Origin of the sequence: Azospirillum sp. 11R-A (assembly GCF_049472615.1) — a bacterium.
GTDB lineage: Bacteria > Pseudomonadota > Alphaproteobacteria > Azospirillales > Azospirillaceae > Azospirillum > Azospirillum palustre.
The window spans coordinates 206,738-233,033 of sequence record NZ_JBCEBL010000002.1; the positions used below are offsets into that span (position 1 = coordinate 206,738).

Annotated in this window: 27 protein-coding genes; 23 read left to right on the forward strand and 4 right to left on the reverse strand. The window is 68.8% G+C overall.

The features are described from left to right. Window positions 1-26: 26 nt before the first annotated feature. From paaB to paaK, 10 genes are all read left to right on the forward strand, one after another. A complete protein-coding gene (paaB, locus tag VH569_RS04595; RefSeq protein WP_423314332.1) occupies window positions 27-314 on the forward strand; it encodes a 1,2-phenylacetyl-CoA epoxidase subunit PaaB in 288 nt (95 codons plus the stop codon). Next, window positions 314-1,078, forward strand: a complete 765-nt coding sequence (gene paaC / locus VH569_RS04600; protein ID WP_423314333.1) for a 1,2-phenylacetyl-CoA epoxidase subunit PaaC — start codon at window positions 314-316, stop codon at window positions 1,076-1,078. Before paaB ends, paaC begins: the two co-directional genes overlap by 1 nt. A 7-nt stretch (window positions 1,079-1,085) precedes the next feature. Then, window positions 1,086-1,607 carry a 1,2-phenylacetyl-CoA epoxidase subunit PaaD gene (gene paaD / locus VH569_RS04605; RefSeq protein WP_423314334.1) on the forward strand — a complete coding sequence of 174 codons (522 nt, stop codon included), beginning with the start codon at window positions 1,086-1,088 and terminating at the stop codon, window positions 1,605-1,607. Window positions 1,608-1,654: 47 nt separating this feature from the next. Next, complete coding sequence (gene paaE, locus VH569_RS04610; RefSeq protein WP_423314335.1) at window positions 1,655-2,734, forward strand: 1,2-phenylacetyl-CoA epoxidase subunit PaaE; 1,080 nt, start codon at window positions 1,655-1,657, stop codon at window positions 2,732-2,734. A gap of 28 nt (window positions 2,735-2,762) precedes the next feature. Beyond that, window positions 2,763-4,454: a phenylacetic acid degradation protein PaaN gene (gene paaN, locus VH569_RS04615; protein WP_423314336.1), complete on the forward strand. Its 1,692-nt coding sequence runs from the start codon at window positions 2,763-2,765 to the stop codon at window positions 4,452-4,454. Beyond that, window positions 4,451-5,242 carry a 2-(1,2-epoxy-1,2-dihydrophenyl)acetyl-CoA isomerase PaaG gene (gene paaG, locus VH569_RS04620; protein WP_423314337.1) on the forward strand — a complete coding sequence of 264 codons (792 nt, stop codon included), beginning with the start codon at window positions 4,451-4,453 and terminating at the stop codon, window positions 5,240-5,242. Before paaN ends, paaG begins: the two co-directional genes overlap by 4 nt. Beyond that, entirely contained in the window at window positions 5,242-6,759 is a 1,518-nt protein-coding gene (gene paaH, locus VH569_RS04625; protein WP_423314338.1) for a 3-hydroxyacyl-CoA dehydrogenase PaaH, read from the forward strand. The genes paaG and paaH overlap by 1 nt, the downstream gene beginning before the upstream one ends. Next, window positions 6,752-7,210 carry a hydroxyphenylacetyl-CoA thioesterase PaaI gene (paaI, locus tag VH569_RS04630; RefSeq protein ID WP_423314339.1) on the forward strand — a complete coding sequence of 153 codons (459 nt, stop codon included), beginning with the start codon at window positions 6,752-6,754 and terminating at the stop codon, window positions 7,208-7,210. The genes paaH and paaI overlap by 8 nt, the downstream gene beginning before the upstream one ends. After that, window positions 7,203-8,411, forward strand: a complete 1,209-nt coding sequence (pcaF, locus tag VH569_RS04635) for a 3-oxoadipyl-CoA thiolase (RefSeq protein ID WP_423314340.1) — start codon at window positions 7,203-7,205, stop codon at window positions 8,409-8,411. Before paaI ends, pcaF begins: the two co-directional genes overlap by 8 nt. 74 nt (window positions 8,412-8,485) lie before the next feature. Next, window positions 8,486-9,811, forward strand: a complete 1,326-nt coding sequence (gene paaK, locus VH569_RS04640) for a phenylacetate--CoA ligase PaaK (RefSeq protein WP_423314341.1) — start codon at window positions 8,486-8,488, stop codon at window positions 9,809-9,811. Between the two features lie 2 nt (window positions 9,812-9,813). Here the strand turns inward: paaK and VH569_RS04645 are convergent, their stop codons facing one another. Continuing rightward, a complete protein-coding gene (locus VH569_RS04645) occupies window positions 9,814-10,476 on the reverse strand; it encodes a MarC family protein (protein ID WP_109051587.1) in 663 nt (220 codons plus the stop codon). 447 nt (window positions 10,477-10,923) lie between these two features. Between VH569_RS04645 and VH569_RS04650 the strand changes: the two genes are divergently transcribed. The 5 genes from VH569_RS04650 to VH569_RS04670 all read left to right on the forward strand — a co-directional run bounded on the left by VH569_RS04650 (window position 10,924) and on the right by VH569_RS04670 (window position 15,748). Beyond that, window positions 10,924-11,766, forward strand: a complete 843-nt coding sequence (locus VH569_RS04650) for an ABC transporter ATP-binding protein (protein WP_423314342.1) — start codon at window positions 10,924-10,926, stop codon at window positions 11,764-11,766. After that, entirely contained in the window at window positions 11,756-12,628 is an 873-nt protein-coding gene (locus VH569_RS04655) for an ABC transporter permease (protein WP_423314343.1), read from the forward strand. Before VH569_RS04650 ends, VH569_RS04655 begins: the two co-directional genes overlap by 11 nt. Beyond that, window positions 12,625-13,740, forward strand: coding sequence for an ABC transporter permease (locus VH569_RS04660; protein ID WP_423314344.1), 1,116 nt, complete (start codon window positions 12,625-12,627; stop codon window positions 13,738-13,740). Before VH569_RS04655 ends, VH569_RS04660 begins: the two co-directional genes overlap by 4 nt. 78 nt (window positions 13,741-13,818) lie before the next feature. Beyond that, a complete protein-coding gene (locus VH569_RS04665; protein ID WP_423314345.1) occupies window positions 13,819-14,835 on the forward strand; it encodes an ABC transporter substrate-binding protein in 1,017 nt (338 codons plus the stop codon). Window positions 14,836-14,989: 154 nt separating this feature from the next. Then, window positions 14,990-15,748 (forward strand): GntR family transcriptional regulator, encoded by a 759-nt coding sequence (locus VH569_RS04670; RefSeq protein WP_109452420.1) that lies wholly within the window; start codon window positions 14,990-14,992, stop codon window positions 15,746-15,748. A 15-nt stretch (window positions 15,749-15,763) separates the two neighbouring features. On the opposite strand, the gene VH569_RS04675 is transcribed toward VH569_RS04670, so the two are convergent. Next, entirely contained in the window at window positions 15,764-16,231 is a 468-nt protein-coding gene (locus VH569_RS04675) for a methylglyoxal synthase (protein ID WP_423314346.1), read from the reverse strand. A 236-nt stretch (window positions 16,232-16,467) separates the two neighbouring features. On the opposite strand from VH569_RS04675, the gene kduI reads away from it, so the two are divergent. The 3 genes from kduI to VH569_RS04690 all read left to right on the forward strand — a co-directional run bounded on the left by kduI (window position 16,468) and on the right by VH569_RS04690 (window position 18,561). Then, window positions 16,468-17,304 carry a 5-dehydro-4-deoxy-D-glucuronate isomerase gene (gene kduI / locus VH569_RS04680; RefSeq protein ID WP_174473407.1) on the forward strand — a complete coding sequence of 279 codons (837 nt, stop codon included), beginning with the start codon at window positions 16,468-16,470 and terminating at the stop codon, window positions 17,302-17,304. A gap of 45 nt (window positions 17,305-17,349) precedes the next feature. After that, window positions 17,350-18,108, forward strand: a complete 759-nt coding sequence (gene kduD / locus VH569_RS04685) for a 2-dehydro-3-deoxy-D-gluconate 5-dehydrogenase KduD (RefSeq protein WP_423314347.1) — start codon at window positions 17,350-17,352, stop codon at window positions 18,106-18,108. Window positions 18,109-18,177: 69 nt separating this feature from the next. Then, window positions 18,178-18,561 (forward strand): cupin domain-containing protein, encoded by a 384-nt coding sequence (locus VH569_RS04690; RefSeq protein WP_423314348.1) that lies wholly within the window; start codon window positions 18,178-18,180, stop codon window positions 18,559-18,561. Between the two features lie 83 nt (window positions 18,562-18,644). Here the strand turns inward: VH569_RS04690 and VH569_RS04695 are convergent, their stop codons facing one another. After that, the gene (locus VH569_RS04695; RefSeq protein WP_376967159.1) at window positions 18,645-19,427 is read right to left on the reverse strand and encodes a GntR family transcriptional regulator; all 783 of its coding nucleotides are present in this window, start codon (window positions 19,425-19,427) and stop codon (window positions 18,645-18,647) included. A 304-nt stretch (window positions 19,428-19,731) separates the two neighbouring features. On the opposite strand from VH569_RS04695, the gene uxaC reads away from it, so the two are divergent. The 4 genes from uxaC (at window position 19,732) to VH569_RS04715 (ending at window position 24,744) form a co-directional block, all read left to right on the forward strand. Continuing rightward, window positions 19,732-21,132, forward strand: coding sequence for a glucuronate isomerase (gene uxaC, locus VH569_RS04700; RefSeq protein ID WP_423314349.1), 1,401 nt, complete (start codon window positions 19,732-19,734; stop codon window positions 21,130-21,132). A gap of 80 nt (window positions 21,133-21,212) precedes the next feature. Then, entirely contained in the window at window positions 21,213-22,736 is a 1,524-nt protein-coding gene (locus tag VH569_RS04705) for a UxaA family hydrolase (RefSeq protein ID WP_423314350.1), read from the forward strand. 42 nt (window positions 22,737-22,778) lie between these two features. Next, a complete protein-coding gene (locus tag VH569_RS04710; RefSeq protein ID WP_423314351.1) occupies window positions 22,779-23,771 on the forward strand; it encodes a DMT family transporter in 993 nt (330 codons plus the stop codon). Between the two features lie 52 nt (window positions 23,772-23,823). Further along, window positions 23,824-24,744: a sugar kinase gene (locus tag VH569_RS04715; protein ID WP_423314352.1), complete on the forward strand. Its 921-nt coding sequence runs from the start codon at window positions 23,824-23,826 to the stop codon at window positions 24,742-24,744. A gap of 34 nt (window positions 24,745-24,778) precedes the next feature. On the opposite strand, the gene VH569_RS04720 is transcribed toward VH569_RS04715, so the two are convergent. Beyond that, window positions 24,779-25,381 (reverse strand): TetR/AcrR family transcriptional regulator, encoded by a 603-nt coding sequence (locus tag VH569_RS04720; RefSeq protein ID WP_423314353.1) that lies wholly within the window; start codon window positions 25,379-25,381, stop codon window positions 24,779-24,781. A 73-nt stretch (window positions 25,382-25,454) separates the two neighbouring features. Between VH569_RS04720 and bdcA the strand changes: the two genes are divergently transcribed. Further along, a complete protein-coding gene (gene bdcA, locus VH569_RS04725; protein WP_423314354.1) occupies window positions 25,455-26,168 on the forward strand; it encodes an SDR family oxidoreductase in 714 nt (237 codons plus the stop codon). Window positions 26,169-26,296 lie beyond the last annotated feature (128 nt).

Genomic DNA, 26,296 nt, shown 5'->3' on the forward strand with positions numbered 1-26,296 from the left:
CCGAAGATTTCCGAGGGAACGAGATTATGGATCGTAAGGACTGGCCGCTGTTCGAGATCTTCATCCGGCCGAAGAACGGGTTGTCGCACAAGCATGTCGGCAGCCTGCACGCCGCCGACGCCCGCATGGCGCTGGACAACGCCCGCGACGTCTATACCCGCCGCGGCGAGGGCGTCAGCATCTGGGCGGTTCCGGCATCCAGCATCGCGGCGTCCGATCCGACGGACAAGGCCAGCCTGTTCGACCCGGCCGACGACAAGGTCTATCGCCACCCGACCTTCTACGACATCCCCTCAGACGTGAAGAATATCTGATGAGCACGGATCTCAAGGAGGCCCTGTTCGGCTACACGCTGCGTCTGGGCGACACCTCGCTGGTGCTGGGGCACCGGCTGTCGGAATGGTGCGGCCATGCGCCGGAGCTGGAAGAGGACATCGCGCTGACCAACGTCGCGCTCGACCTCGTCGGCCATGCCCGCATGCTGCTGACCTATGCCGGCGAGCTGGAGGGCAAGGGCCGCGACGAGGACCGCCTCGCCTACCGCCGCGACGTCTTCGACTACCGCAACCATCTGCTGGTCGAGCAGCCCAACCGCGATTTCGGCCACACCATCGTCCGCCAGTTCCTGCACGATGCCTGGGCGGTGGAGCTGTACGGGCGACTGTGCGCTTCGACGGACGAGACGCTGGCCGGCATCGCCGCCAAGGCGGTGAAGGAGGTGCGCTACCATGTCCGCCACAGCGGCGACTGGCTGGTGCGGCTGGGCGACGGCACCGACGTCAGCCATGCCAAGGTCGCCGACGCGCTGAGCCGGCTCTGGCCCTACACCGGCGAAATGTTCGAGCGCGACGAGGCCGAACAGGCGCTGGTCGCCGCCGGCATCGTCCCCGACCCGGCCGGGCTGAAGGCCGCCTGGACCGCCCGCGTCGAAGCGGTGCTGAATGACGCCACGCTCGACCGCCCGGCCGACGGCTGGATGCAGAAGGGCGGCCGCCGCGGCGAGCACAGCGAGCATCTGGGCTATCTGCTGGCCGAGATGCAGTTCTTGCCGCGCGCCTATCCCGACGCGAACTGGTGAGGATGCCATGCCGGATGCAGCGGGCTGCTGGGGACCGGAACCGGGCGCCGATGCGGTTGTGAGGGCCGCCTGGGACGCTCTGGCCGGGGTGATGGATCCGGAGATCCCGGTGCTGAGCATCGTCGATCTCGGCATCGTCCGCGCCGTCTCGGCAGATGCGGACGGGCGGCTGTCGGTGGCGCTGACGCCGACCTATTCCGGCTGCCCGGCGACCGGCGTCATCGTGCTTGAGGCGGAAACCGCGCTGGCCCGTGCGCGTCTCGACGCCCGCGTCTCGGTGGTGATCGCCCCGCCCTGGACGACCGACTGGATCAGCGACACCGGCCGCGAAAAGCTGGCCGAGGTCGGCATCGTCCCGCCGCCGCATTCCGGCAAGCGGGCGCTGACGGCACCGGACGAGGTGATCGCCTGCCCGCGCTGCGGATCGGAAGACACCCGCCAGATCAGCCGTTTCGGCTCCACCGCCTGCAAGGCGCTGCACGCCTGCAACGCCTGCCTCGAACCGTTCGACGTGTTCAAATGCCATTGAGCGGCTTCGGCGGAGGCCCCCTCCGCGCCGCTAAGGATCCCGAGCCCATGACCAGCCCCAGCTTCCACCCGCTGACCATCCGCGAGTGCCGCCGGGAGACGGCGGACACCGTGTCGATCGCCTTCGACGTGCCGGCCGATCTCGCCGACCGCTTCCGCTTCGTCCAGGGCCAGTACCTGACCCTCAAGACCCGCATCGGCGACGAGGAGGTGCGGCGCTCCTACTCCATCTGCTCGGGTGCAGGCGACGGCGAGTTGCGGGTGGCGGTGAAGAAGGTGGACGGCGGTCTGTTCTCCACCCATGCCAACCAGTCGCTGGCGCCCGGCGCCGTGCTGGAGGTGATGACGCCGATGGGGCGCTTCTACACCCCCATCGACCCCAATGCGGCGCGCACCTACGTCGCCTTCGCCGCCGGCAGCGGCATCACCCCGGTGATGTCGATCCTGAAGACCGTGCTGGCGCAGGAACCGAAGAGCCGCTTCGTGCTGGTTTACGGCAACCGCACCGTCTCCTCCATCATCTTCCGGGAAGAGCTGGAGGACCTGAAGAACCGCTATATCGGCCGGCTGGTCATCCACCATGTGCTGAGCCGCGAGCCGGAAGAGGCCGGGCTGCTGGGCGGCCGCATCGGCGCCGCTCTGGTGCGCGAGCTGTGCGCCGGTCCCTTGAAGGCCGAGGACATCGACGCCGCCTTCCTCTGCGGCCCCCAGCCGATGGTGGAGGAGGTGCGCGACGCGCTCGCCGCCTGCGGCACGCCGGCCGCCAACATCCATGTCGAGCTGTTCGGCACCACGACCGCCGCGCGGCCCGCGGCGAAGAAGGCGCCAACCGACAGCCCCACCGATGCCGCCACCATCGCCGTTCTTCAGGACGGCAAGCGCAAGGAATTCACCCTGGCTTACGATGGCGAGAGCATCCTCGAGGCCGCCCACCGGCATGGCGCCGACCTGCCCTATTCCTGCAAGTCCGGCGTCTGTTGCACCTGCCGCGCCAAGGTCCGCGAAGGCAAGGTGGAGATGGCCGAGAACTACTCGCTGGAAGCGTGGGAGATCGAGGCCGGCTATGTCCTGACCTGCCAGTCGCGCCCGCTGACCGAACGGGTCGTCATCGACTTCGACGCCGCCTGAAGCAACGAGAAAAAGGAAACGCCCCGCCATGACCACCACCCCGCAATCCCTGTTCGAGACGCACGAGGCGACGTTGCAGAAGGCCGTCGAGGCCTGCCGCAGCCGCGCCTACTGGTCGGCCTTCCCCGAAATGCCGAGCCCGCGTGCCTATGGCGAGACGGCGGCGGCCGATGGCGAGGCGGCCTTCGCGGCCTACCGCGACAAGCCGTTCGAACTGGACCAGCCGGGCGTGACCGGAACGGCGGGGGGCGAACGCTCGCCCTTCGGCTTCGACCTCGGCATCGCCTATCCGGTGTCGGACGTCGAGGCGCTGGTGAAGGCGGCCAAGGCCGCGATGCCGGGCTGGCGCAAGGCAGGGCCGAACGGCCGGGCCGGCGTCTGCCTGGAAATCCTGAAAAGGCTGAACGCGCGCAGCTTCGAGATCGCCAACGCGGTGATGCACACCACCGGGCAGGCCTTCATGATGGCCTTCCAGGCCGGCGCCCCGCACGCCCAGGACCGCGGGCTGGAGGCCGTCGCCTATGGCTGGAAGGCGATGACCGACCAGACCCCGACGGCGCGCTGGGAGAAGCCGCAGGGCAAGAACCCGCCGCTGGTGATGGACAAGCGCTTCGAGGTGGTCGGCCGCGGCGTCGGGCTGGTCATCGGCTGTGCCACCTTCCCGACCTGGAACGGCTATCCCGGCCTGTTCGCCAGCCTCGTCACCGGCAACGCGGTGATCGTGAAGCCCGGCCCGACCGCCATCCTGCCGCTCGCCATCACCGTCAGGATCGCGCGCGAGGTGCTGGCGGAGTGCGGGCTCGACCCCAACCTCGTCACGCTGGCCATCGGCGACACCGTCGCCAAGGATCTGGCGCTGCGGCCCGAGGTGGCGGTGATCGACTACACCGGTTCCACCGGTTTCGGCGATTGGCTGGAGCAGAACGCCCGTCAGGCCCAGGTCTACACCGAGAAGGCCGGCGTCAATACAGTGGTCATCGACAGCATCGACGACCCCAAGGGCATGGTGCGCAACCTCGCCTTCACGCTCAGCCTCTATTCCGGCCAGATGTGCACGACGACCCAGGTCATCTTCGTGCCCAAGGACGGCATCCAGGCCGGCGCCGATCGCATGAGCTTCGATCAGGTGGTCTCGGCGCTGGCCGGCGGCGTCGACAAGTTCTTGTCCGACCCGGAGCGCGCGGTGGAGGTGCTGGGCGCCATCCAGTCCGACGCCACGCTCGCCCGCATCGACGAGGCGGCGACGCTCGGCACCGTCGTGCTGCCGTCGCGCGCCATCACGCATCCAAAATTCCCCGACGCCCGCATCCGCACGCCGCTGATCCTGACGATGGACGCGGCCGACGAGGACAAGTACGGCCATGAGCTGTTCGGCCCGATCTCCATCGTCGTGAAGACCGACAGCACCGCCGACAGCCTGGAACGCGCCGCCCGCCTGACCCGCACCAAGGGCGCGCTGACCACCGGCCTCTACAGCACCGACCCGCAGCTGATCGAGCAGGCGGCCGACCTGTTCGTCGAGGCCGGCGTCGCCCTGTCGGTCAACCTGACCGGCGGCGTCTTCGTCAACCAGTCGGCCGCCTTCAGCGATTTCCACGGCACCGGCGCTAACCCGGCGGCCAACGCGGCGCTGTGCGACCTCGCCTTCGTCGCCAACCGCTTCCGCGTGGTGCAGAGCCGCGTCCCGGTGCTGGCCGTCGAGAAGGAAGCCGCGCAATGACCGACAAAACGATCCTTCTCGACATCGCCGACGGCGTCGCCACCATCACGCTGAACCGGCCCGACCGGCTGAACAGCTTCACCGCGGCGATGCATGAGGAGTTGCGCGAGGCCATCGCCGAGGTGCGCGACGACAAGTCGGTGCGCTGCCTGCTGCTGACCGGCGCCGGGCGCGGCTTCTGCGCCGGACAGGATCTGTCCGACCGTGCCGTCGCGCCCGGCGCCCAGGGTCCCGACCTCGGCGTGTCGATCGAGACCAACTACAACCCGCTGATCCGGTCCTTGCGCAGCCTGCCGATGCCGGTGGTCTGCGCGGTGAACGGCGTTGCCGCCGGGGCGGGGGCCAACATCGCGCTGGCCTGCGACATCGTGCTGGCGGCACGCTCGGCCAGCTTCATCCAGGCCTTCTGCAAGATCGGGCTGATCCCCGACAGCGGCGGCACCTGGACCCTGCCGCGTCTGGTCGGCCATGCCCGCGCCATGGGCCTCGCCATGCTGGGCGACAAGGTCCCGGCCGAGCAGGCGGAAGCCTGGGGCATGATTTGGAAGGCGGTGGACGACGACACGCTGATGGCGGAGGCCGGTGCGCTCGCCCGCCATCTCGCCACCCAGCCGACGCGTGGTCTGGCCTTTATCAAGCAGGCGCTCAACGCCTCCTCGGCCAACGACCTCGATACCCAGCTCGACCTGGAGCGCGACCTCCAGCGCGAGGCCGGCCGCTCGCACGACTATCGCGAAGGCGTGTCGGCCTTCGTGGAGAAGCGTGCGCCGAAGTTCGAGGGGCGGTGATGGCGGCGCTCGCTCCCTCCGTCACCGTCGCGGTGGTCGGGGCCGGCGCCATGGGCCAGGGCATCGCCCAGGTCGCGGCGCAGGCCGGCCACCCGGTCCTGCTGGTCGACACCCGCCCCGGTGCCGCCCAGGCCGCCGTCGGGTCCATCGCCAAGGCGCTGACCGCGCTGGTCGAGAAGGGCAAGCGCACGGCGGCGGAACGCGACGCCGCAATGGACCGGCTGCGCGCGGTGGACGGACTGTCCGACCTCGCCCCCGCCCGCCTGGTGGTGGAGGCCATCGTCGAGGATCTCGACGTCAAGCGCCGCCTGTTCGCCGAACTTGAGGGCATCGTCGGCGCGGGCGCCATCCTCGCCACCAACACCTCGTCGCTGTCGGTCACCGCCATCGGCGCCGGGGTGCGGCGGCCGGAGCGGCTGGCGGGCCTGCATTTCTTCAACCCCGCGCCGCTGATGGCGCTGGTCGAGATCGTCAGCGGCCTCGCCACCGACACCGCGGTGCTGGACACGCTGTTCGACACGGCCAAGGCGTGGGGCAAGAGCCCGGTGCGCTGCCGCTCCACCCCCGGCTTCATCGTCAACCGGGTCGCCCGCCCCTTCTACGCCGAAGGGCTGCGGCTGGTGCAGGAGCAGGCGGCCGACCCCGCCACCGTCGACGCCGTCGCCCGCGAGGCCGGCAGCTTCCGCATGGGGCCGTTCGAGCTGATGGATTTGATCGGCCATGACGTGAACTTCGCCGTGACCCGCTCGGTCCATGCCGCCTATTTCGGCGACCCGCGCTTCCAGCCTTCGCTGATACAGCAGGAGCTGGTCGAGGCCGGCCGCCTCGGCCGCAAGACCGGCCGCGGCTTCTACGACCACGGCCCCGGCGCCGCCAAGCCGGCGCCGCACACCGCCGAACCGGCCGCGAAACCCGACCGCGTGCTGGTGCAGGGCGACCTCGGCCCCGCCGCGTCGCTGGTCGGGCTGCTGCGCGAGGCCGGCATCGCGGTGGAGGAAACCGCCGGCTCCGGCCTGCTCGTCGCCGATGGCGTTACCCTGGCCCTGACCGACGGCCGCACCGCCACCGCGCGGGCGGCGGAGGACGGCATCGCTCCGCTGGTGCTGTTCGACCTCGCGCTGGACTACGCCAAAGCGACCCGCGTCGCGCTGGCCCCTGCCGACGGCACGCCGCCCGAGGCGCTCGCCGTCGCCGCCGGGCTGTTCCAGGCGCTGGGCAAAGCGGTGTCGGTGATCGACGACGCCCCCGGTCTGGTGGTGATGCGCACCGTCGCCATGCTCGCCAGCGAGGCCGCCGATGCGGCGATGCAGGGCGTCGCCAGCGCCGCCGACATCGACATCGCCATGACCAAGGGCGTGAACTACCCGCTGGGTCCGCTGGCCTGGGCCGACCGCATCGGCCTGCCCCATGTGCTGGCCGTGCTCGACGCGCTGGCCCGCACCTACGGCGAGGACCGCTATCGCGCCTCCGCCCTGCTGCGCCGCAAGATTTCCGGAGGAAACCGCTTCCATGGCTGAGCCCCACACCGACCCCCAAAGCCTCGCCGAAGCGGTCGGCCGCGGCATGTACGAGCGCGATCATTGCGCCCAGGCCCATGGCATCGAGTTGCTGGAGATCGCCCCCGGCTATGCCCGCATGAGCATGACCGTGCGCAAGGACATGGTGAACGGCCACGACATCGGCCATGGCGGCATGACCTTCACCCTGGCCGACACCGCCTTCGCCTATGCCTGCAACGCGGCAAACGAGGTGACGGTGGCGGCGGGCTGCTCCATCACCTTCCCGGCCCCGGCTAGGCTGGGTGACCTGCTGACCGCCGAATGCCGCGAAGTGCACAAGCGCGGCCGTTCCGGCGTCTACGACGTCACCGTCACCAGTCAGGACGGCACCGTCGTCGGCCTGTTCCGCGGCCAGTCGGCGCGCCTCGCCGGCAGCGTGATCCCCGTTCCCGGAGCCTCCCATGCGTGAAGCCTACATCTGCGACGCCGTCCGCACCCCCTTCGGCCGCTACGGCGGCGGGCTGGCTCCGGTGCGCCCGGACGACCTCGCCGCGGTGCCGATCAGCGCGCTGATGAAGCGCAATCCCGGTGTCGAATGGTCCGCCGTCGACGATTTGATCCTCGGCTGCGCCAACCAGGCCGGCGAGGACAACCGCAACGTCGCCCGCATGGCGGCGCTGCTGGCGGGATTGCCCGAGACGGTGCCCGGCACCACGGTCAACCGCCTCTGCGGCTCCGGCATGGACAGCATCGGCATGGCCGCCCGCGCCATCAAGGCGGGCGAGGCCGAGCTGATCGTCGCCGGCGGCGTCGAGAGCATGACCCGCGCCCCCTTCGTCATGGGCAAGTCCGACAGCGCCTTCTCGCGGCAGGCGGAGATCTTCGACACCACCATCGGCTGGCGCTTCGTCAATCCGCTGATGAAGGCAAGGTTCGGCATCGACAGCATGCCGGAGACGGCGGAGAACGTCGCCGCCGACCACAACATCTCCCGCGCCGACCAGGACGCCTTCGCCGTCCGCAGCCAGCAGCGTGCCGGCCGCGCCCAGGAGTCGGGCCGCCTCGCCCGCGAGATCGTCCCGGTCGCCATCCCCCGCCGCAAGGGCGAGCCGACGATAATCTCCGCCGACGAGCATCTGCGCCCCGACACGACGCTGGAAGCGCTGGCCAAGCTCTCCACCCCTTTCCGCAAGGAGGGCGGCAGCGTCACCGCCGGCAACGCGTCGGGCGTCAATGACGGCGCCGCCGCGGTGATCGTCGCCTCTGCCGAAGCCGTGAAGCGCTACGGCCTGACCCCGCGCGCCCGCGTCGTCGGCACCGCGGTGGCCGGCGTTCCCCCGCGCGTGATGGGCATCGGCCCGGCCCCGGCGACGCAGAAGCTGCTGGCCCGCCTAGGCCTCGCCATCGGCGACGTCGACGTGATCGAGCTGAACGAGGCCTTTGCCGCGCAGGGCCTCGCCGTTCTGCGCCTGCTGGGCCTGCCCGACGATGCCGAGCATGTGAACCCCAACGGTGGCGCCATCGCGCTCGGCCATCCGCTGGGCGCCAGCGGCACCCGTCTGGTCGCCAGCGCGGTGATGGAGTTGGAGGACCGCAAGGCGACCCGCGCGCTCTGCACCATGTGCATCGGCGTCGGCCAGGGCATCGCCATGATGGTGGAGCGGGTCTGAACGGATAGGGCCAACAAACAAAGGCAACACTGGCCGCCAAGCGCCGGGCATCAGCACGAAGGGAGAAGCGCACCATGTCCATCATGACCGAGACCGGCGTCAACCAGGGCGCGAAAGCCGGCATGGACCGCTACGAGTTCGCCAGCCGCGACGAAATCGTGGCGATGCAGACGGAGCGGCTGGCATGGTCGCTGCGTCACTCTTACGCCAACGTCGCCTCCTTCCGCGCCAAGTGCGAGGCGAAGGGCGTCCATCCCGACGATTTCAAGGAATTGAAGGATCTGGCGCTGTTCCCCTTCACGGTGAAGGACGATCTGCGCCGCGCCTACCCCTACGGCATGTTCGCCGTGCCGATGGAGGACATCGTCCGCGTCCATGCCTCCAGCGGCACCACCGGGCGGCCGACGGTGGTCGGCTACACCAAGGGCGACATCGACGTCTGGTCGGAGGTCGTCGCCCGCTCCATCCGCGCGGCGGGCGGCACGCGCAACGACATCGTGCACATCGCCTACGGCTACGGCCTGTTCACCGGCGGCCTCGGCGCCCATTACGGGGCGGAGCGGCTGGGCTGCGCCGTGGTGCCGATGTCGGGCGGCCAGACCGAGAAGCAGGTCCAGCTGATCCAGGACTTCAAGCCGACCATCATCATGGTCACGCCGTCCTACATGCTGAACATCGCCGACGAGATGCGCCGCCAGGGCATCGACCCGCGCGGCACCAGCCTGCGCGTCGGCATCTTCGGCGCCGAGCCCTGGACCGGCGCGCTGCGCGAGGAGATCGAGCGCACCTTCAACATCCACGCGGTGGACATCTACGGCCTGTCGGAGGTGATGGGGCCGGGCGTCGCGTCCGAATGCGTCGAGACCAAGGACGGCCCGGTGATCTGGGAGGACCATTTCTATCCCGAGATCATCGACCCCGACTCAGGCGAGGTGCTGCCCGACGGCTCCTACGGCGAACTGGTCTTCACCACCCTGACCAAGCAGGGCATGCCGGTCATCCGCTACCGCACCCGCGACCTGACCCGGCTGCTGCCGCCGACTTCGCGCGGCATGCGGCGGATGGACAAGATCACCGGCCGTTCCGACGACATGCTCATCATCCGCGGCGTGAACGTCTTCCCGACCCAGGTGGAGGAGCTGATCTGCAAGATCCCGGCGCTGGCCCCCCACTACGAACTGGTGGTGAGCCGCGACGGCCATATGGACAACCTCGCCGTCCGGGTGGAGATGCATGACGGCGTCCATCCGTCGGAATGGGACGGCCACGCCAAGCATCTCCAGCACTCGATCAAGTCGCTGATCGGCATCAGCACCCGCGTCGAGGTGGTCGAGCCCGGCGGCATCGCGCGGTCCATCGGCAAGGCCAAGCGGGTGCAGGACCTGCGCCCTAAGAGCTGAATTCAGCCCTTCTGCGACAGCAGCGGGAAGGCGTCCAGAACACCGGTCAACAGGATCTGGACGCCGACGCAGAACAGCAGGAAGGCGAACAGCCGGGTCAGCACCCGCACCCGCGTCGGGCCGAGGAAGGCGACGATGCGGTCGGCCGAGCGGTAGGACAGCCAGATCAGGGCTGCAATCGCCAGCGCCGCCCCCGACATGCCCAGGAAGAACTCCATCAGCCCGCCGGCCCCGCGCGTCGGGCGGGTGGAGCCCAGCGCGATGGCGACCGAGATGGTGCCCGGCCCGGTGGTGAAGGGGATCGTCATCGGGAAGAAGGCCGATTCCGCCAGCCGGTCGTTGTCGCCGGTCGGCGCCGCCTGCTCCTGCTTGCGCGCCTCGTGCCGTTCCGGTGCCGTCAGCAGAGCCCAGGCCCGTTCGGCCACCACGAAGCCGCCGGCAATCCGCAGCGCCGCCATCGACACGCCGAAGAAGTTCAGCACATAGGCGCCCGCCCACAGCGCGGTCAGCATGACGATGGCGGAATAGAGGCTGACCAGCCCCGCCAGCCGCGCCCGGTCGCGCGGGCTGCTGTCCGCCGTCACCTGACTGAAGATCAGCGCCATCGCCAGCGGATTGACAATGGAGAACAAGGCGGTGAAGGCGAGCAGGAAACTGTCGAGCATGGCATCCAGGGGTTTGTCGGCCGTTTGAACAGTTAGCGGGGACTGGGCAGGACTGGCAAGGGGGGCGTTGTGTACCCTCTCCCAACACGTGGTCCCCTCTCCCCCCCGGGGAGAGGGTTAGGGTGAGGGGGTCGCGGGGCGAGGATTCTCGGTAAAGCCACGCAGTGCATCCCCCCTCACCCCGACCCTCTCCCCGGGGGAGAGGGGGAATTCCGGCTCCGCTGCCCGAAAATTCACCACCCAATCAGTCTCAGCCCGAAAATTGTGCGCCTGACGAAAAGCACACCTGCCCGAACACTGTCCACACCGTCAGTTCCTGTCCCGATGGACAAGTTTTCTCTTCGTGAAAACAATGCCCTATCCGCCAAATACTGAACCTCCACCCCGTCTGGCTCGCTTCTTGCTCTCCTCTCCACCGAGAGACGACAACGCGAAGGGACGAACGCCGTGCCAGCCGCCCAGCCCGCACCGCTCACTCTGGTTCCGCCGGCCGCAGACGCGGCACCGCGCACCATCGTCGATGTCCGCAACCTGACCCTGACCTATCAGACGGCCGACCAGCCGGTCTACGCGCTGAGCGACGTCAGCCTGTCGATATCCAAGGGCGACTTCATCTCGCTGATCGGCCCCAGCGGCTGCGGCAAGACGACCCTGATGCGGGTGGTCGCCGACCTCGAACAGCCGACTTCCGGCGAGGTGACGGTCAACGGCATGACGCCGGAACAGGCACGGCTGAAGCGCGCCTACGGCTATGTCTTCCAGGCCCCGGCGCTCTACCCGTGGCGGACGGTGGAACGCAACGTCATGCTGCCGCTGGAGATCATGGGGCTGCCCAAGGCCGAACGGCAGCAGCGCGCCCGCGAGCAGCTCGACCTCGTCGGCCTGTCCGGCTTCGAGCGGAAATTCCCCTGGCAGCTGTCGGGCGGCATGCAGCAGCGGGTGTCCATCGCCCGCGCCCTTGCCTTCAACCCCGACCTGCTCTTGATGGACGAGCCGTTCGGCGCGCTCGACGAGATCACCCGCGACCATCTGAATTTGCAGCTCACCCGCCTGTGGCTCGGCACCCGCAAGACCTGCATCTTCGTCACCCACTCCATCGCCGAGGCGGTGTTCCTGTCCACCCGCATCGTGGTGATGAGCCCGCGCCCCGGCCGCATCCTCGACGTCATCGACTGCGACCGCGACCTGCCGCGCGAGCGCACGCTCGACATCCGCGAAAGCCCGGAGTTCCAGCGCATCGCCCACCGCGTCCGCGAAGGGCTGATGGAGGGCCACAGCTATGACGATTAGGAAGACGCTGCCGGTGGTCTTCATGGCGCTGGCGGTGCTGGTGCTGTGGTACTTGGGCGCGGTCTGGCTGAACGCGCCGACGGCGACCGATGCGCTGAACCGTGCCGGCCACGGCTGGACCACCGCCGACCTGATCCGCGCCACCCTGGCGATGAAGCGCCCGATCCTGCCGACGCCGGATCAGGTCGCGCTCGACCTCTACACTTCCCTGACCGGCTATCCGGTGACCAGCATCCGCAACCTGCTCTACCACACCGGCGTCACCGCCGGGGCGGCGCTGGCCGGCTTCGGCATGGGGGTGGTGCTGGGGGTGGCGCTGGCGGCGGGGATCGTCCAGGCGCGCACGCTGGAATCGAGCCTGCTGCCCTGGGTCATCGCCTCGCAGACCGTGCCGATCCTGGCGATTGCGCCGATGATCGTGGTGATCCTCGGCAATCTGGGCTTCACCGGCCTGCTGCCCAAGGCGATCATCGCCATGTATCTGTGCTTCTTCCCGATCACCATCGGCATGGTGAAGGGGCTGCGCTCCGCCGATCCGCTGACGCTGGACCTGATGCGGACCTACAGCGCCGGCACCGCCCAGACCTTCCGCCTGCTGCGCCTGCCGGCCTCGCTGCCCTATTTGTTCACCAGCCTCAAGATCGCGGTCGCCGCCAGCGTCGTCGGCGCCATCGTCGCCGAGCTGCCGACCGGCGGGCAGGCGGGGTTGGGCGCCCGGCTGCTGTCCGGCTCCTATTACGGCCAGACCGTGCAGATCTGGAGCGCCCTGGTGATGGCGGCATTGCTGAGCGTCACGCTGGTCGCCGTCGTCGGCCTCGCCGAACGGGCGCTGGTGCCGGGCGGGCGGGGAGGTGCGCGATGAGCCGCTCAAACATGCCCCGCCCCACCATGGCACCCTGGCCGCTGGTGATGCTGGCCGCCCCGCTGCTGCCCTTCGCCACGCTTGAGGGTGCCACCCTTTATCTGCCGCAGATACCGGCGGCCCTGGCCCTCTTCGCCCTGACCGTCGCGACGATCCTCGCCCGCCGCCTGCCCGGCTCGGCGCTGGGCGAGGCCCTGCTGCTGCTGACCGGAGTCGCTGCCGCCTATGCCGCCCCGCTGGTGCTGCTCCACCAAGGCCACGCCCTCGCCCAGGCCGGCGGGCTCTGGCTTTACGTGGCCGGCGCGACGCTGCTGCTGTGGCGGGTGCTGGCCCTGCTGGCGGGCATCGCCGGTCCGGTGCGGCTGGCCGGCCCCGCCTTGTTCGGGCTGGCGCTGGTCATGCTGTGGGAGATCCTGACCCGCGGCTTCCAGGTGCCGACCATCCTGCTGCCGCCGCCAAGTCTCGTGGCAACCGCCTTCGCCGCCAATGCCGCCGATCTGTGGGACGATTTCCGCCAGACGGTGCTGATTTCGGTCCTGCGCGGCTATCTGATCGGCTGCGGCGCCGGAGTCCTCGTGGCGATCCTGGCCGACCGGCTGCCCTTCCTGGCGCGCGGCCTGCTGCCGCTCGGCAATCTCGCCAGCGCCGTGCCGGTGGTGGGCATCGCGCCGATCATGGTGATGTGGTTTGGCTTCGACTGGCAGTCCAAGGCCGCCGTCATCGTGGTGATGACCTTCTTCCCCATGCTGATCAACACGCTGGCCGGCTTGCAGAGTGCGGAGCGCATCCAGCTCGACCTGATGCGCTCCTATGGCGCGGGCTACTGGCGCACGCTGGCGATGCTGCGGCTTCCCTGCGCCTTGCCCTTTTTGTTCAACGGACTGAAGATCAACTCAACCCTGGCTCTGATCGGGGCCATCGTCGCCGAGTTCTTCGGCACGCCGGTGGTGGGGATGGGCTTCCGCATCTCCACCCAGGTCGCCCGGATGAATTTGGACGTGGTCTGGGCGACGATCGCCGTCGCCGCCCTGACCGGATCGCTGCTCTACGGTGCGCTGGCACTGGCGGAGCGGCATGTCACCGCCTGGCACCCGTCTTTCCGCAAACGCTGATATCCCTCCTTTTGCCATCCTTATCGCCGCCCTTTCGCAGCCACGAAACAAAACCCAGCCAGAAGAGGATCGAACGCGATGAAGACCCTTGCCTCCGCCGTCCTGCTCGCCGCCACCGCGCTCACCGGCCTCGCCGGCTGGGGCGCGCCGGCCGCCGCCGCCGATGCGCTGACGCTCCAGCTGAAATGGGTCACCCAGGCCCAGTTCGCCGGCTATTACGTCGCCGCGGCCAAGGGCTTCTACAAGGACGCCGGGCTGGACGTCACCATCAAGGCCGGCGGCCCCGACATCAACCCGACCCAGGTCATCGCCGCCGGCGGCGCCGACGTGATCGTCGACTGGATGCCGTCGGCGCTGGCCAGCCGCGAGAAGGGCGTGCCGCTGGTCAACATCGCCCAGATGTTCCAGAAGTCGGGCATGATGCTGACCTGCCGCAAGGACGCCAACATCAAGGATCCCAAGGACTTCAAGGGCAACACGCTGGGCGTCTGGTTCTCCGGCAACGAATATCCGTTCCTGGCCTGGATGAGCAAGCTGGGCTACTCCACCTCCGGCTCCAGCCCGGACGTGAAGGTGCTGAAGCAGGGCTTCAACGTCGATCCGCTGTTGCAGAAGCAGGCGGCCTGCATCTCCACCATGACCTACAATGAATATTGGCAGTTGATCGAAGCCGGCATGAAGGCCGACGAGCTGACCGTCTTCAAGTATCAGGAGCAGGGTGTGGCGACGCTGGAGGACGGCCTCTACGCCACCGAGAAGTCGCTGTCCGATCCCAAGATCGTCGAGAAGCTGGCGAAGTTCGTCAAGGCCTCGGCCAAGGGCTGGGAATACGCCGCCAAGAACCAGGCCGAGGCAGTGAAGATCGTTCTGGAGAACGACACCACCGGCGCCCAGACCGAGGAACACCAGACCACCATGATGCAGGAGGTCGCCAAGCTGATCGACGGCGGCGCCAAGGGCACCGGCTATCTCGACCCGGCCGATTTCGACCGCACCGTCGGCATCCTGATGTCGGGCGCGTCAGCCCCGGTGATCTCCAAGAAGCCGGAAGGCGCCTACAGCCACGCGGTGTTCGACGCGGCGGCCAAGCTGTAAGGGGTCAGGTTTCGGGGAGTGGGCGCTGTGCCGTGCCCGCTCCCCCACCCATGAATTTCATGCGGCAAAAGACTTTCCGCCTGCGGACGCGCAGCGATATATTAGTAAGCGCGGCCTCTTGGTATCGACCGCCGATGAATTGAATGGGACGATTATGGACTCCAACGCGGGCGATACGAACATGGTGGCCGTGGCCGCACCGGTGCGCCGCCGCCGCCGCCGGCCCGCCAGCGCCACCGCAAGGCCCGCCCACCGCGGCGCCACGGTCTCGGGCACCATCTACCGCGACCTGCGCGACGACATCGTCTCCCTGCGGCGCAAGCCGGGCGAGCCGGTGATCGAGAAGGAGGTCGCGGAAACCTATGGCGTCAGCCGCACGCCGGTGCGCGAGGCGATGCTGAAGCTCGCCGACGAAGGTCTGGTGGAGGTGTTCCCGCAGTCCGGAACCTTCGTCGCCCGCATTCCCATCAGCGGCCTGCCGGAGGCCATCGCCATCCGCCGCGCGCTGGAGGAGGCCACCGTGCGCTACGCCGCCGAACAGGCGAGCGGCAGCCAGGTGGCACGGCTGCGCGCCAATCTGGAACTCCAGCGCGAGATGAAGGAGTCCGGCAATTTCGACGGCTTCCACGAGGCCGACGAGGCGTTCCACGCCCTGCTGGCGGAAATCTCCGGCTATCCCGGCTTCTGGGCGGTGACCCAGCAGGTGAAGCGGCAGGTCGACCGCTACCGCCATTTGACCCTGCCGGCGGCCGGCAGGATGGACAAGGCGCTGGCCGAACATGGCGCCATCGTCGAGGCCGTCGCCGCCCGCGACCCCGACCGCGCGGTGGGCGAACTGCGCCACCATTTGACCGACCTGCAACTGGGCATCGCCGAGGTCCGGCGGAGCTATCCGCAATATTTCACGGAATGAGCGGGCGGGCGGCGCTCACACCTTGCGCGTCTCGTAATCGGTGAAGCTGGCGGCGCGCGGGGCGTAGCCGCTGGCGAAATGGGCCGAGGAGACGATCATGTCGGCGGTGGCCTCGTTGCAGGCCATCGGGATGTTGTAGAGCGTCGCCAGCCGGGTCAGCGCCTTCACGTCGACATCATGCGGCTGGGCGGTCATCGGGTCGACGAAGAAGACCAGCAGGTCGATCCGCCCCTCGGCGATCATCGCGCCGATCTGCTGGTCGCCGCCCAGCGGGCCGCTTTTCAGCGGGGTGATGTCCAGGCCGGGATGGGCGGCGCGCACCTTCTGCCCGGTGGTGCCGGTCGCCCAGAAGGCATGGCCGTCCAGCGCGCCGATGTTGGCGCCGATCCAGGCGATGAGGTCCGCCTTGCGGGCGTCATGGGCGACGAGGGCGATGCGCTTGCGGGGCTTGGCAGGCGATGGGGCGGACGGTTGGGCGGTCATGGCTGGACACTCCTGACGAAGACCGATCACTAATATATTACCTTTGAAGCCGGCGCAACGCGCCCTCCCGCCGCCGCTTCCCGCCCCCCTTCGGACCAGCGACTTTGTCGCACCCTCCGCCGCCTGAAATGTCCGGCACTCCATCATTAGAGCTTGCCCGGCTTACTAGTATATTAGTATGATGGCGCCAGACCTGCCGGGACGCCGGCTGCACAGATTTTAAAAGGACCTCTCCCATGAAAATCTCCGTCCGGCATGCTTCCCATCCCGACGCGGTCCGCGGCTTCGACACCGAGACGCTGCGCGACCATTTCCTGGTCCCGACCCTGTTCGAGGCGGACGAGACCGTCTTCACCTACAGCCACATCGACCGGTTCGTGGTCGGCGGCGCCATGCCGGTCGCCGGCCCGGTGAAGCTGGAGTCCTCCAAGGAAATCGGCTCGCCCAACTTCCTCGACCGGCGCGAGCTGGGCGTGGTCAATGTCGGCGGTGCCGGCCGCGTCACCGTCGACGGTGCCGTGTACGAGCTGGCGCCGCGCGACGCGCTCTATGTCGCGATGGGCAGCAAGGACGTCGTCTTCGAAAGCCTGGACCGCCGCGAGCCGGCCAAGTTCTACCTGAACAGCACGCCCGCCCATGCCCGCTTCGAGACGATGAAGATCTCGATCGGCCAGGCCAAGGCCGTGCATCTCGGCGACCCGGCCCAGTCGAACGAGCGCACCATCTACCAGATGATCCACCCGGACGTGGTCCGCACCGCGCAGCTGGTTCTGGGCATGACGGTGCTGAAGCCGAACAACATGTGGAACACGATGCCGTGCCACACCCATGACCGGCGCTGCGAGGTCTATTTCTACTTCGACCTGCCGGAAGAGGCGCGCGTCGTCCACCTGATGGGCGAGCCGGAGCAGACCCGCCACATCGTGGTCGCCAACGAGCAGGCGGTGATCTCGCCGCCCTGGTCGATCCATTCCGGCGTCGGCACCCGCAACTACACCTTCATCTGGGCGATGGGCGGCGACAACCAGGACTTCACGGACATGGACTTCGTCGCCATGGACCGCCTGCGCTGACGCGCCACCCGATTTGAAACCAAACGATAAGAACGGAAACCGACCATGAGCATTTCGTTCGACCTGACCGGCAAGGTGGCGCTGGTCACCGGCGCCAACACCGGCATCGGCCAGGGCATCGCCCTGGCGCTGGCCGAGGCCGGCGCCGACATCGCCGCCGTCGACGTCGTGTCGCTGGACGAGACCAAGGGGCTGGTCGAGGCGACCGGCCGCAAGTTCCTCGGCATCCATGCCGACCTGACCTCCATCGCCCCGGTCCAGGGGCTGGTGGAGGAGACGGTCGCCAAGCTCGGCGGGCTGGACATCCTGGTCAACAACGCCGGGATGATCCGCCGCGCCGATGCCGTCGACTTCAGCGAGGCCGACTGGGACGCCGTGATGAACCTCAACATCAAGACGGTGTTCTTCCTCTGCCAAGCCTTCGGCCGCTACGCCATCGGCGCTGGCCGCAAGGGCAAGATCATCAACATCGCGTCCATGCTGTCCTTCCAGGGCGGCATCCGCGTGCCGTCCTACACCGCCTCCAAGAGCGGCGTCGCCGGCATCACCAAGCTTCTGGCCTGCGAGTGGGCCGGCAAGGGCATCAACGTGAATGCCATCGCGCCGGGCTATGTCGCCACCAACAACACCGCGGCTCTGCGCGCCGACGAGAACCGCAGCGCCGAGATCCTCGGCCGCATCCCGGCCGGGCGTTGGAGCCTGCCGTCCGACATCGGCGGCCCGGCAGTGTTCCTGGCGTCGGATGCCGCCGACTACATCCACGGCACCATCCTGCCGGTCGACGGCGGCTGGCTGGCGCGCTGAGGCAAAGCAGCCCTCCTCCGCCCCTCACGGGCGGAGGAGGGCTTTTTCATTGGGGGAGGAAACCGGAAAATGACCACCGCAACGGCGACCGATGTGTTCCTGACCGCGGGCGACATCCCGTGGCAGGATCTGGGCGACGGCGTGCGCCGCAAGATCCTCGGCTACAACGACACGATGATGATGGTGCGGGTGGAGTTCGAGGCCGGCGCCATCGGCGCGCAGCATCGCCATCCCCATGTCCAGTGCGCCGTGGTGGAGAAGGGTTCCTTCGACGTCACCATCGACGGCCGCACCAAGCGGCTGAACACCGGCGACGGCTACATGGTGCCGTCCAACGTCCTGCATGGCGTGGTGGCGCTGGAGCCGGGCATCCTGCTCGACATCTTCACGCCGATCCGCGAGGATTTCCTGGGCGAGCCGGTGGCCTACGCCGCCGAAGCCGACGCGACGTAACCCCCCCGGTCACGGCGCAGGCCGGTTTTCGGACCGGCCCGGCGCCCCGGCCTTTTCAGATCGACCCCCTCAGATCGGCCTTTTTAAATCGGGTCGCCCGGCGCCGTGAAATAGCGCGGGTAGTCGCGCCGGATGTCGGCGACCGAGATCTGCAAATCGTCCAGATGGTCGTCCAGCGCCTTGATGGCGGCGGCGGGGTCGTTCGCCGCCATCGCGTCGAGAATGGCCGTGTGCTCGGCGATCACCTCGGCGATGCGGCCGCGCACCGGCAGGGTCAGCAGGCGGTAGCGGTCGATCTGCACCTTGGTCTGCTGGATCAGCGTCCAGAAGCCGGGATAGCCGGCGATCTCCGCGATCAGCGCGTGGAACGCCTCGTCGGCCTGATGGAACCCTTCATAGTTGGCGGTTTCCTGCATCTCGCGCTGCAATTCCAGATTGGCGCGCAAGGCCGCGATCTGGCTGCGGCTGGCGCGTGCCGCCGCATAGCGCACCGTCGCCTCCTCCAGCGCCTTGCGGATGGCGAAGGCTTCCGGCAGGGCGTCCAGCGGGATGCGCGACACGAAGGTGCCGGACTGCGGGAAAATCTCGATCAGCCCCTCGTCGGCCAGCTTCAGCACCGCCTCGCGCACCGGCGTGCGGCTGACGCCATAGGTCTCGGCGATCTGCTTCTCGGCGATGGCGTCGCCGGGCTTGCGCTTCAGCGAGACGATCTCGCCGCGCAGGTCGCGGTAGATGCGCGACGCGACGGTGGCGGCACGGCGCGGCGGGCGCACCGCCGGGGCCGGGACCGCGCTGCGGCGCACGGCTGCGGAGGTCAGGCCGCCTTCATCCTCTGTCGTCGCGACCTTCTTCACCGATGGCTCCATTGCGGCAAACATACAGATGTCGTGGGGTGGCGGTCCGCCACCCGCGAGATGTTCCTCATCCCCAGCAATCTACCCGCCCCTCTTCGTCAACGTCAAATCCATCGCCGGTTTCCCTTCCGGATCGGGTGCGGCGACTGGGCGCAGCCTTCACCGGCCCGAATGCCCCTCCGGCGGAACGATTGGGCTTGCAATCAGATCTGATATATTAATATTATACAGCCAGCCGGTAGGGACGGTCCCCCGCACGGACCCCGCCTTTTCCCCACCCTGCTTTTGCCCTTCTCTTGCAGCGTAGAGGCTTCCGATGCTTCACCCCGACCGTCTTTTCCCGAGCGACCCGACGCAACGTGCCATCGCGCGCCGCCTGTACGGCGAAGTCGCCGCCCTGCCGATCGTCAGCCCGCACGGCCACACCGATCCGTCCTGGTTCGCGCAGAATGAGGCGTTCCCCGATCCGGCGAGCCTGTTCGTCAAGCCCGACCATTATGCATTCCGCATGCTCTACAGCCAGGGAATTCCGCTGGAGCAGCTGGGCGTTCCGCGCAAGGACGGCGGGGAGACCTCGACCGATTCGCGCGCCATCTGGCGCCTGCTGGCCAGCAACTGGCACCTGTTCCGCGGCACCCCGACCTCGATGTGGCTGACCCATGCCTTCGAGACGGTGTTCGGCGTCACCGAGCGTCTGAGTGCCGCCAGCGCCGACCGCATCTACGACCAGATCGAAGAGTGCCTGCGCAAGCCGGAATACCGTCCGCGCGCCCTGTTCGAGCGCTTCAACCTCGAAGTGCTGGCGACCACCGAATCGCCGCTCGACCCGCTGGTGCACCACAAGGCGATCCGCGAGAGCGGCTGGAAGGGCCGGGTCATCACCGCCTTCCGTCCCGATCCGGTCGTCGATCCGGAGTTCGAGGGCTTCCGCGACAACCTCGCCGAGCTGGCCCGCATCACCGGCAAGGACACCGCGACCTGGGACGGCTACCTCGCCGCGCTGGCCGACCGCCGCCTCTATTTCAAGAGCTATGGCGCCACCTCGACCGACCACGGCCACCCGACGGCGGCGACCGCCGATCTGGCGCGCCCTGAGGCCGAGAAGCTGTTCGACATCGTGCGGCGCGGCGGTGCGACGGCCGAGGAGTCCGAGCTGTTCCGCGCCCAGATGCTGACCGAAATGGCGCGGATGAGCCTGGAGGACGGTCTGGTCATGCAGATCCACCCCGGCTCCTTCCGCAACCATAACGACGTGGTGTTCCAGCGCTTCGGCCGCGACAAGGGCGCCGATATCCCGAGCGGCACCGAGTATGTGCGGGCGCTGAAGCCGCTGCTCGACCGCTTCGGCAACGAGCGCAACCTGACCATCATCCTGTTCACGCTGGATGAGGACAGCTATTCCCGCGAACTGGCGCCGCTCGCCGGCCATTACCCGGCGCTGCGCGTCGGCCCGGCCTGGTGGTTCCACGACAGCCCCGAGGGCATGCGCCGCTACCGCGAGATGATCACGGAGACCGCCGGCTTCTACAACACGGTCGGCTTCAACGACGACACCCGCGCCTTCTGCTCGATCCCGGCCCGCCACGACGTGTCGCGCCGCGTCGATTGCAGCTTCCTCGCCCGTCTGGTCTCCGAGCACCGGATGGAAGAGGACGAGGCCGCGGACCTGGCCGTCGACCTCGCCTACCGCCTCGCCAAGAACGCCTACAAGCTGTGATTGGCTGAACGCTACGACCAGCAAAGCCCCTCTCCCTCGACGGGAGAGGGGCCAGCAAGTCTCCTCAAGGACATCTTCCCATGGCATCGCTGACCATCCGCCTGCACCCCGCCGACAACGTCGTCGTCGCCGGCGCCGACCTGGAATCCGGCATCCTTCTGCCGGCAACCGAAGTCGCGACCACCGGGCCGGTGCCGGCCGGGCACAAGGTCGCGGTGCGCGCCATCGCGCCGGGCGAACCGGTGCGCAAGTACAATCAGGTCATCGGCTTCGCCACCGCGGCGATCCAGCCGGGCGACCATGTCCACGTCCACAACATGGGCATGGGCAGCGATTTCGAGCGCGACTACGCCTTCGGCGCCGACGTCCATCCGGTCGAGCCGATCCCGGAGGCCGAGCGCGCCACCTTCCAGGGCATCGTTCGCCCGGACGGCCGCGTCGCCACCCGCAACTACATCGGCGTGCTGACCTCGGTGAACTGCTCCGCCACCGCGGCGCGGATGATCGCCGACCATTTCCGTGGGTCCGCGCTCGCCGCCTATCCCAACATCGACGGCGTCGTCGCGCTCACCCACGGCTACGGCTGCGGCATGGCCGGCAGCGGCGAGGTGATGGACACGCTGCGCCGGACCATCGCCGGCTATGCCCGCCACCCGAACTTCGCCGCGGTGATCCTGCTGGGTCTCGGCTGCGAGGTGAACCAGATCGACAAGCTGATGGAGGCCACCGGCCTTGAGGAGGGCGCCCGCGTCATCCCCATCGGCATCCAGGACATGGGCGGCACCGCCGCCGCGGCCCGCGAGGGCATCCGCCGGATCGAGGCGCTGCTGCCGGAGATCAACGACGTCACCCGCCAGACCCTGCCGGCCAGCCACCTGACGCTGGCGCTGCAATGCGGCGGCTCCGACGGCTATTCGGGCATCACCGCCAACCCGGCGCTGGGCTATGCCGTCGACCTGCTGGTCCGCAACGGCGGCACCGCCGTGCTGAGCGAGACGCCGGAGGTCTATGGCGCCGAGCATCTGCTGACCCGCCGCGCCGTCCGCCGCGAGGTGGGCGAGGCGCTGGTCGAGCGCATCGGCTGGTGGGAGGAGTACACCAGCCGCACCGGCGGCGAGATGAACAACAACCCGTCGCCCGGCAACAAGAAGGGCGGCCTGACCACCATCCTGGAGAAGTCGCTGGGCGCGGTCGCCAAGGGCGGCACCACCCCGATGACCGCCGTCTACCGCTATGCCGAGCCGATCACCGACAAGGGCTTCGTCTTCATGGACACCCCCGGCTACGATCCCGTCTCGGCAACCGGACAGGTGGCGGGCGGCGCCAACGTGCTGTGCTTCACCACCGGCCGCGGCTCGGTCTTCGGCTGCAAGCCGACGCCCAGCCTGAAGCTGGCGACCAACAGCACCTTGTTCCGCCGGATGCCGGACGACATGGACATCGATTGCGGCGCCATCGCCACCGGCGACGCCACCATCGAGGAGGTCGGCCGTGCGATCTTCCAGCTGGTGCTCGACACCGCGTCTGGCCGCAAGACCAAGAGCGAGGAACTTGGCGTCGGCGCCGACGAATTTGCTCCTTGGCAGATGGGAGCGGTTATGTAAGGGGTCCGCCCCCTTAACCATGACCGTTGAAGAGCCGGCGCCATGCCCGACAGTTCCACCTCCCGCACCAATGCCGAAACCGGTCCCGAACCGGTGAACGCGCCCCAGACACCGATCCAGCCGACGGTCAATCCGCAGGCCGGATCCGGGTCCAAGGGCACGGAGCCGATGCGGGCGATCCTGCTGGTGGTGCTGGGGGTGGCCTGCCTGTCCTGCTCCGACGCCACGGCGAAATATCTCGGCCGGACCCTGCCGCCGGCCGAAATCGCCTGGATGCGCTATGTCGTCTTCACAGCATTGGTGATGCCGCTGGCTCTGCGCGGCGGTTCGCTGAGCGTGCTGAAGACGACGCGGCCGGGGCTTCAGGTGGTGCGCGGCCTGGGCATGCTGGGCTCGGCGCTGTTCTTCATCATGGCGATGCAGCATCTGCCGCTGGCCGAGGCCGCGGCGATCAGCTTCGTCTCTCCCGTCTTCGTCACCGTGCTGTCGATCCTGCTGCTGGCCGAGAAGGTCGGCGTCCGCCGCTGGGCGGCGCTGCTGGTCGGGCTGGCCGGCGTCATCATCGTCATCCGGCCGGGGGCCGACGGGTTCCAGCCGGCCTCGCTGCTGCCGATCCTGACCGCCTTCAGCTGGGCTCTGGGGCTGGTGGCGACGCGCAGGATGACGGTGCAGGAGAACCCGCTGACCACCATGGTGTGGAGCGCGCTCACCGGCCTGATCGCCCTCACGGCTCTGCTGCCCCTGCATGCGGCGTGGCCGACCCCGTGGGAGATGCTGCTGGGGGCCTTCATCGGGCTGGTCTACACCCTGGCGCAATGGCTGCTGATCCTGGCCTACCGCCAGGGCGAGGCCTCGGTGCTGGCGCCCTTCACCTACGTCCAGCTGATCTGGTCCACGGCGTTGGGGTTCCTCGTCTTCGGCGCGGTGCCCGACCATTGGACCTTCGTCGGCACCGGCGTGATCATCGCCAGCGGACTCTACACCGCGCACCGCGAGCGGATGCGGGCGCGGGAACGCCGTTCAATTGGCCATTAAGTTGGTTGAAATGGGATTTGCCGGGGCGTTCCCCGGCTTGCGGAGAAGAAGCATGACCGACACGCCCAACCGCGTCGCCGCCCTCGGCGAATGCATGATCGAGATGTTCCGGCGGCCGGACGGGTCGCTGACCATGGGCTTCGGCGGCGACACGCTGAACACCGCGGTCTATCTGGCGCGTCTGGGCACGCCGGTCGACTATGTCACCGCGCTCGGCGACGACAGCATCAGCGACGACATGGTGGCGGCCTGGGCGGCGGAAGGCGTCGGCACCGGGCATGTGCTGCGCGTGCCGAACCGCCTGCCCGGCCTCTACCTGATCGAAACCGATGCCAGCGGCGAGCGCCGCTTCCTCTACTGGCGCGACCGGGCGCCTGCGCGCGAGCTGTTCGCCCTGCCCCAGACGCCGGAGCTGTCCAAGGCGCTGGAGGGCTACGGCATCGTCTATCTGTCCGGCATCAGCATCGCCATCCTGGGCGAGCAGGGCCGCGAGCGCCTCTTCGAGGTGCTGGAGCGGGTGCGGGCGCGCGGCGGCAAGGTCGCCTTCGACACCAACTGGCGTCCGCGCCTGTGGCCGGACCTCGACACCGCGCGGGCCGCCTTCGACCGCATGCTGGCGCTGACCGACATCGCGCTGCCCGGCGTCACCGACCTGCGCGACCTCTATGGCGACGCCGATGCCGACGCCGTGCTGGCCCGCGTCCGCAAGGCCGGCGTCACCGAGATCGTCCTGAAGCTGGAACAGCCCGGCTGCGTGGTGATCGAGAATGGCGAGGCGGTCGAGGTGCCGGCGCAGAAGGTCGCCACGGTGGTCGACACCACGGCGGCCGGCGACAGCTTCAGCGCAGGCTATCTCGCCGCCCGCCTGCGCGGCGAGGGTCCGGCCGACGCCGCCCGCGCTGCCCACAAGCTGGCCGCCGCCGTCATCCAGCACCGCGGCGCCATCATCCCGCGCGACGCCATGCCGGCCTGAATCGACGCTTTTCCTTCGGTTCGAACGCCTGAAATCACCCTTCCGCCGCCAGTTCGCGGCGGAAGGCGCGGCCCGCCATCCGGGCGACGACGGTAAGCGCCTCCTCGCCCATGCCGTCGCGCGCCGCCGCCGACATTCCCTTCATCGTGATTGCGACGAAGTCCGCCAGCGCGTCAGCCCGTTCCGGCTGCTCCGTGGCGATGAAGTCGCGGATCGCCGACACGCCGGCCTTTCCCATCGTCCGGGCCAGTGCGCACGCCTCCGGGTCGGCGCTGTTGCGCGCGCCGTCGAGCACCAGACAGCCCGCCACCCCATTGCGCTCCGGATAGAGCCGCGCCGCCAGCAGCAGCGTGCGCTCGATCACCTCGGCCATGCCGCCGCCCTCGGCCTGCGCCCGGGCGAAGATGTTGGCCTCCCCCGCCGCATAGCGCCGCAGCACCCGCTCGAACAGCCCGGCCTTGCTGCCGAAGGCGGCATAGAAGCTCGGCGGCTTGATCCCCAGCTCCGCCCCCAGCTCGGCGACGCCCACGGCGTCGTAGCCGCGCGCATGGAACAGCCTCATCGCGGTTTCGACGGCCTCGTCCACATCGAAGGACCGCCGCCGTCCGCGAGCCCCGGAATTTTCTGTAGCGGTCACTATATTTTCTCCTTGCGCAAATCCCTTGCCTACATTTATATAGCGATCACTACATTTCATCAAGGAGCACATCATGGGTGAGTTCACCGGCCGCAAGATCCTGGTCCTCGGCGGCAGCCGCGGCATCGGCAAGGCCATCGTCCGCCGCTTCGCCAAGGCCGGCGGCACGGTCGCCTTCACCTATGCCGGGTCGAAGGACGCCGCCGAGGCGCTGGCCGCCGAAACCGGTTCGGAAGCCATCCGCACCGACAGCGCCGACCGCGACGCCCTGATCGCCACGGTGGCCGACCGCGGCGCGCTGGACGTGCTGGTCGTCAATGCCGGCACGGCGATCCTCGGCGATCCGCTGACCTTCGATCCCGACGCGGTCGACCGGATGATCGACATCAACGTCCGGGCGCCCTACCACGCGGCGGTCGAAGCGGCCCGGCGCATGAACGACGGCGGGCGCATCATCGTCATCGGGTCGGTCAACGGCGACCGCATGCCATTTGCCGGCGGGGCCGCCTACGCCCTGACCAAGGCGGCGGTCCAGGGCATGGTGCGCGGCCTCGCCCGCGATTTCGGTGACCGCGGCATCACCGTGAACGCCATCCAGCCGGGTCCGACCCACAGCGACATGAACCCGGCCGACGGTCCGATGGCGCCCGCCATGCACAGCTTCATGGCGATCAAGCGCCACATCGACGCCGACGAGGTCGCAGAACTGACCGCCTATGTCGCCGGCCCGCATGCCGGGATGATCACCGGCTCGTTCCAGACCATCGACGGCGGCTTCGGCGCCTGACCGGCGGGGTCGATTGCCGTCGAAGCTGTACCAGCCCCGGCCCGGCCGTCGTTCCCCGCCATCGCGGGAGATGGCGGCCGGGACGTTCCTTTCGGCGCTCATGCTCCGCTCCCCACCGTCCTACAGCC

Bases quoted from the DNA above. Each gene is read 5' to 3' on its own strand.
- paaB (WP_423314332.1), top strand. From the start codon at position 27: ATGGATCGTAAGGACTGGCCGCTGTTCGAGATCTTCATCCGGCCGAAG.
- paaC (WP_423314333.1), top strand. From the start codon at position 314: ATGAGCACGGATCTCAAGGAGGCCCTGTTCGGCTACACGCTGCGTCTG.
- paaD (WP_423314334.1), top strand. From the start codon at position 1,086: ATGCCGGATGCAGCGGGCTGCTGGGGACCGGAACCGGGCGCCGATGCG.
- paaE (WP_423314335.1), top strand. From the start codon at position 1,655: ATGACCAGCCCCAGCTTCCACCCGCTGACCATCCGCGAGTGCCGCCGG.
- paaN (WP_423314336.1), top strand. From the start codon at position 2,763: ATGACCACCACCCCGCAATCCCTGTTCGAGACGCACGAGGCGACGTTG.
- paaG (WP_423314337.1), top strand. From the start codon at position 4,451: ATGACCGACAAAACGATCCTTCTCGACATCGCCGACGGCGTCGCCACC.
- paaH (WP_423314338.1), top strand. From the start codon at position 5,242: ATGGCGGCGCTCGCTCCCTCCGTCACCGTCGCGGTGGTCGGGGCCGGC.
- paaI (WP_423314339.1), top strand. From the start codon at position 6,752: ATGGCTGAGCCCCACACCGACCCCCAAAGCCTCGCCGAAGCGGTCGGC.
- pcaF (WP_423314340.1), top strand. From the start codon at position 7,203: ATGCGTGAAGCCTACATCTGCGACGCCGTCCGCACCCCCTTCGGCCGC.
- paaK (WP_423314341.1), top strand. From the start codon at position 8,486: ATGTCCATCATGACCGAGACCGGCGTCAACCAGGGCGCGAAAGCCGGC.
- VH569_RS04645 (WP_109051587.1), bottom strand. From the start codon at position 10,476: ATGCTCGACAGTTTCCTGCTCGCCTTCACCGCCTTGTTCTCCATTGTC.
- VH569_RS04655 (WP_423314343.1), top strand. From the start codon at position 11,756: ATGACGATTAGGAAGACGCTGCCGGTGGTCTTCATGGCGCTGGCGGTG.
- VH569_RS04660 (WP_423314344.1), top strand. From the start codon at position 12,625: ATGAGCCGCTCAAACATGCCCCGCCCCACCATGGCACCCTGGCCGCTG.
- VH569_RS04665 (WP_423314345.1), top strand. From the start codon at position 13,819: ATGAAGACCCTTGCCTCCGCCGTCCTGCTCGCCGCCACCGCGCTCACC.
- VH569_RS04670 (WP_109452420.1), top strand. From the start codon at position 14,990: ATGGACTCCAACGCGGGCGATACGAACATGGTGGCCGTGGCCGCACCG.
- VH569_RS04675 (WP_423314346.1), bottom strand. From the start codon at position 16,231: ATGACCGCCCAACCGTCCGCCCCATCGCCTGCCAAGCCCCGCAAGCGC.
- kduI (WP_174473407.1), top strand. From the start codon at position 16,468: ATGAAAATCTCCGTCCGGCATGCTTCCCATCCCGACGCGGTCCGCGGC.
- kduD (WP_423314347.1), top strand. From the start codon at position 17,350: ATGAGCATTTCGTTCGACCTGACCGGCAAGGTGGCGCTGGTCACCGGC.
- VH569_RS04690 (WP_423314348.1), top strand. From the start codon at position 18,178: ATGACCACCGCAACGGCGACCGATGTGTTCCTGACCGCGGGCGACATC.
- VH569_RS04695 (WP_376967159.1), bottom strand. From the start codon at position 19,427: ATGGAGCCATCGGTGAAGAAGGTCGCGACGACAGAGGATGAAGGCGGC.
- uxaC (WP_423314349.1), top strand. From the start codon at position 19,732: ATGCTTCACCCCGACCGTCTTTTCCCGAGCGACCCGACGCAACGTGCC.
- VH569_RS04705 (WP_423314350.1), top strand. From the start codon at position 21,213: ATGGCATCGCTGACCATCCGCCTGCACCCCGCCGACAACGTCGTCGTC.
- VH569_RS04710 (WP_423314351.1), top strand. From the start codon at position 22,779: ATGCCCGACAGTTCCACCTCCCGCACCAATGCCGAAACCGGTCCCGAA.
- VH569_RS04715 (WP_423314352.1), top strand. From the start codon at position 23,824: ATGACCGACACGCCCAACCGCGTCGCCGCCCTCGGCGAATGCATGATC.
- bdcA (WP_423314354.1), top strand. From the start codon at position 25,455: ATGGGTGAGTTCACCGGCCGCAAGATCCTGGTCCTCGGCGGCAGCCGC.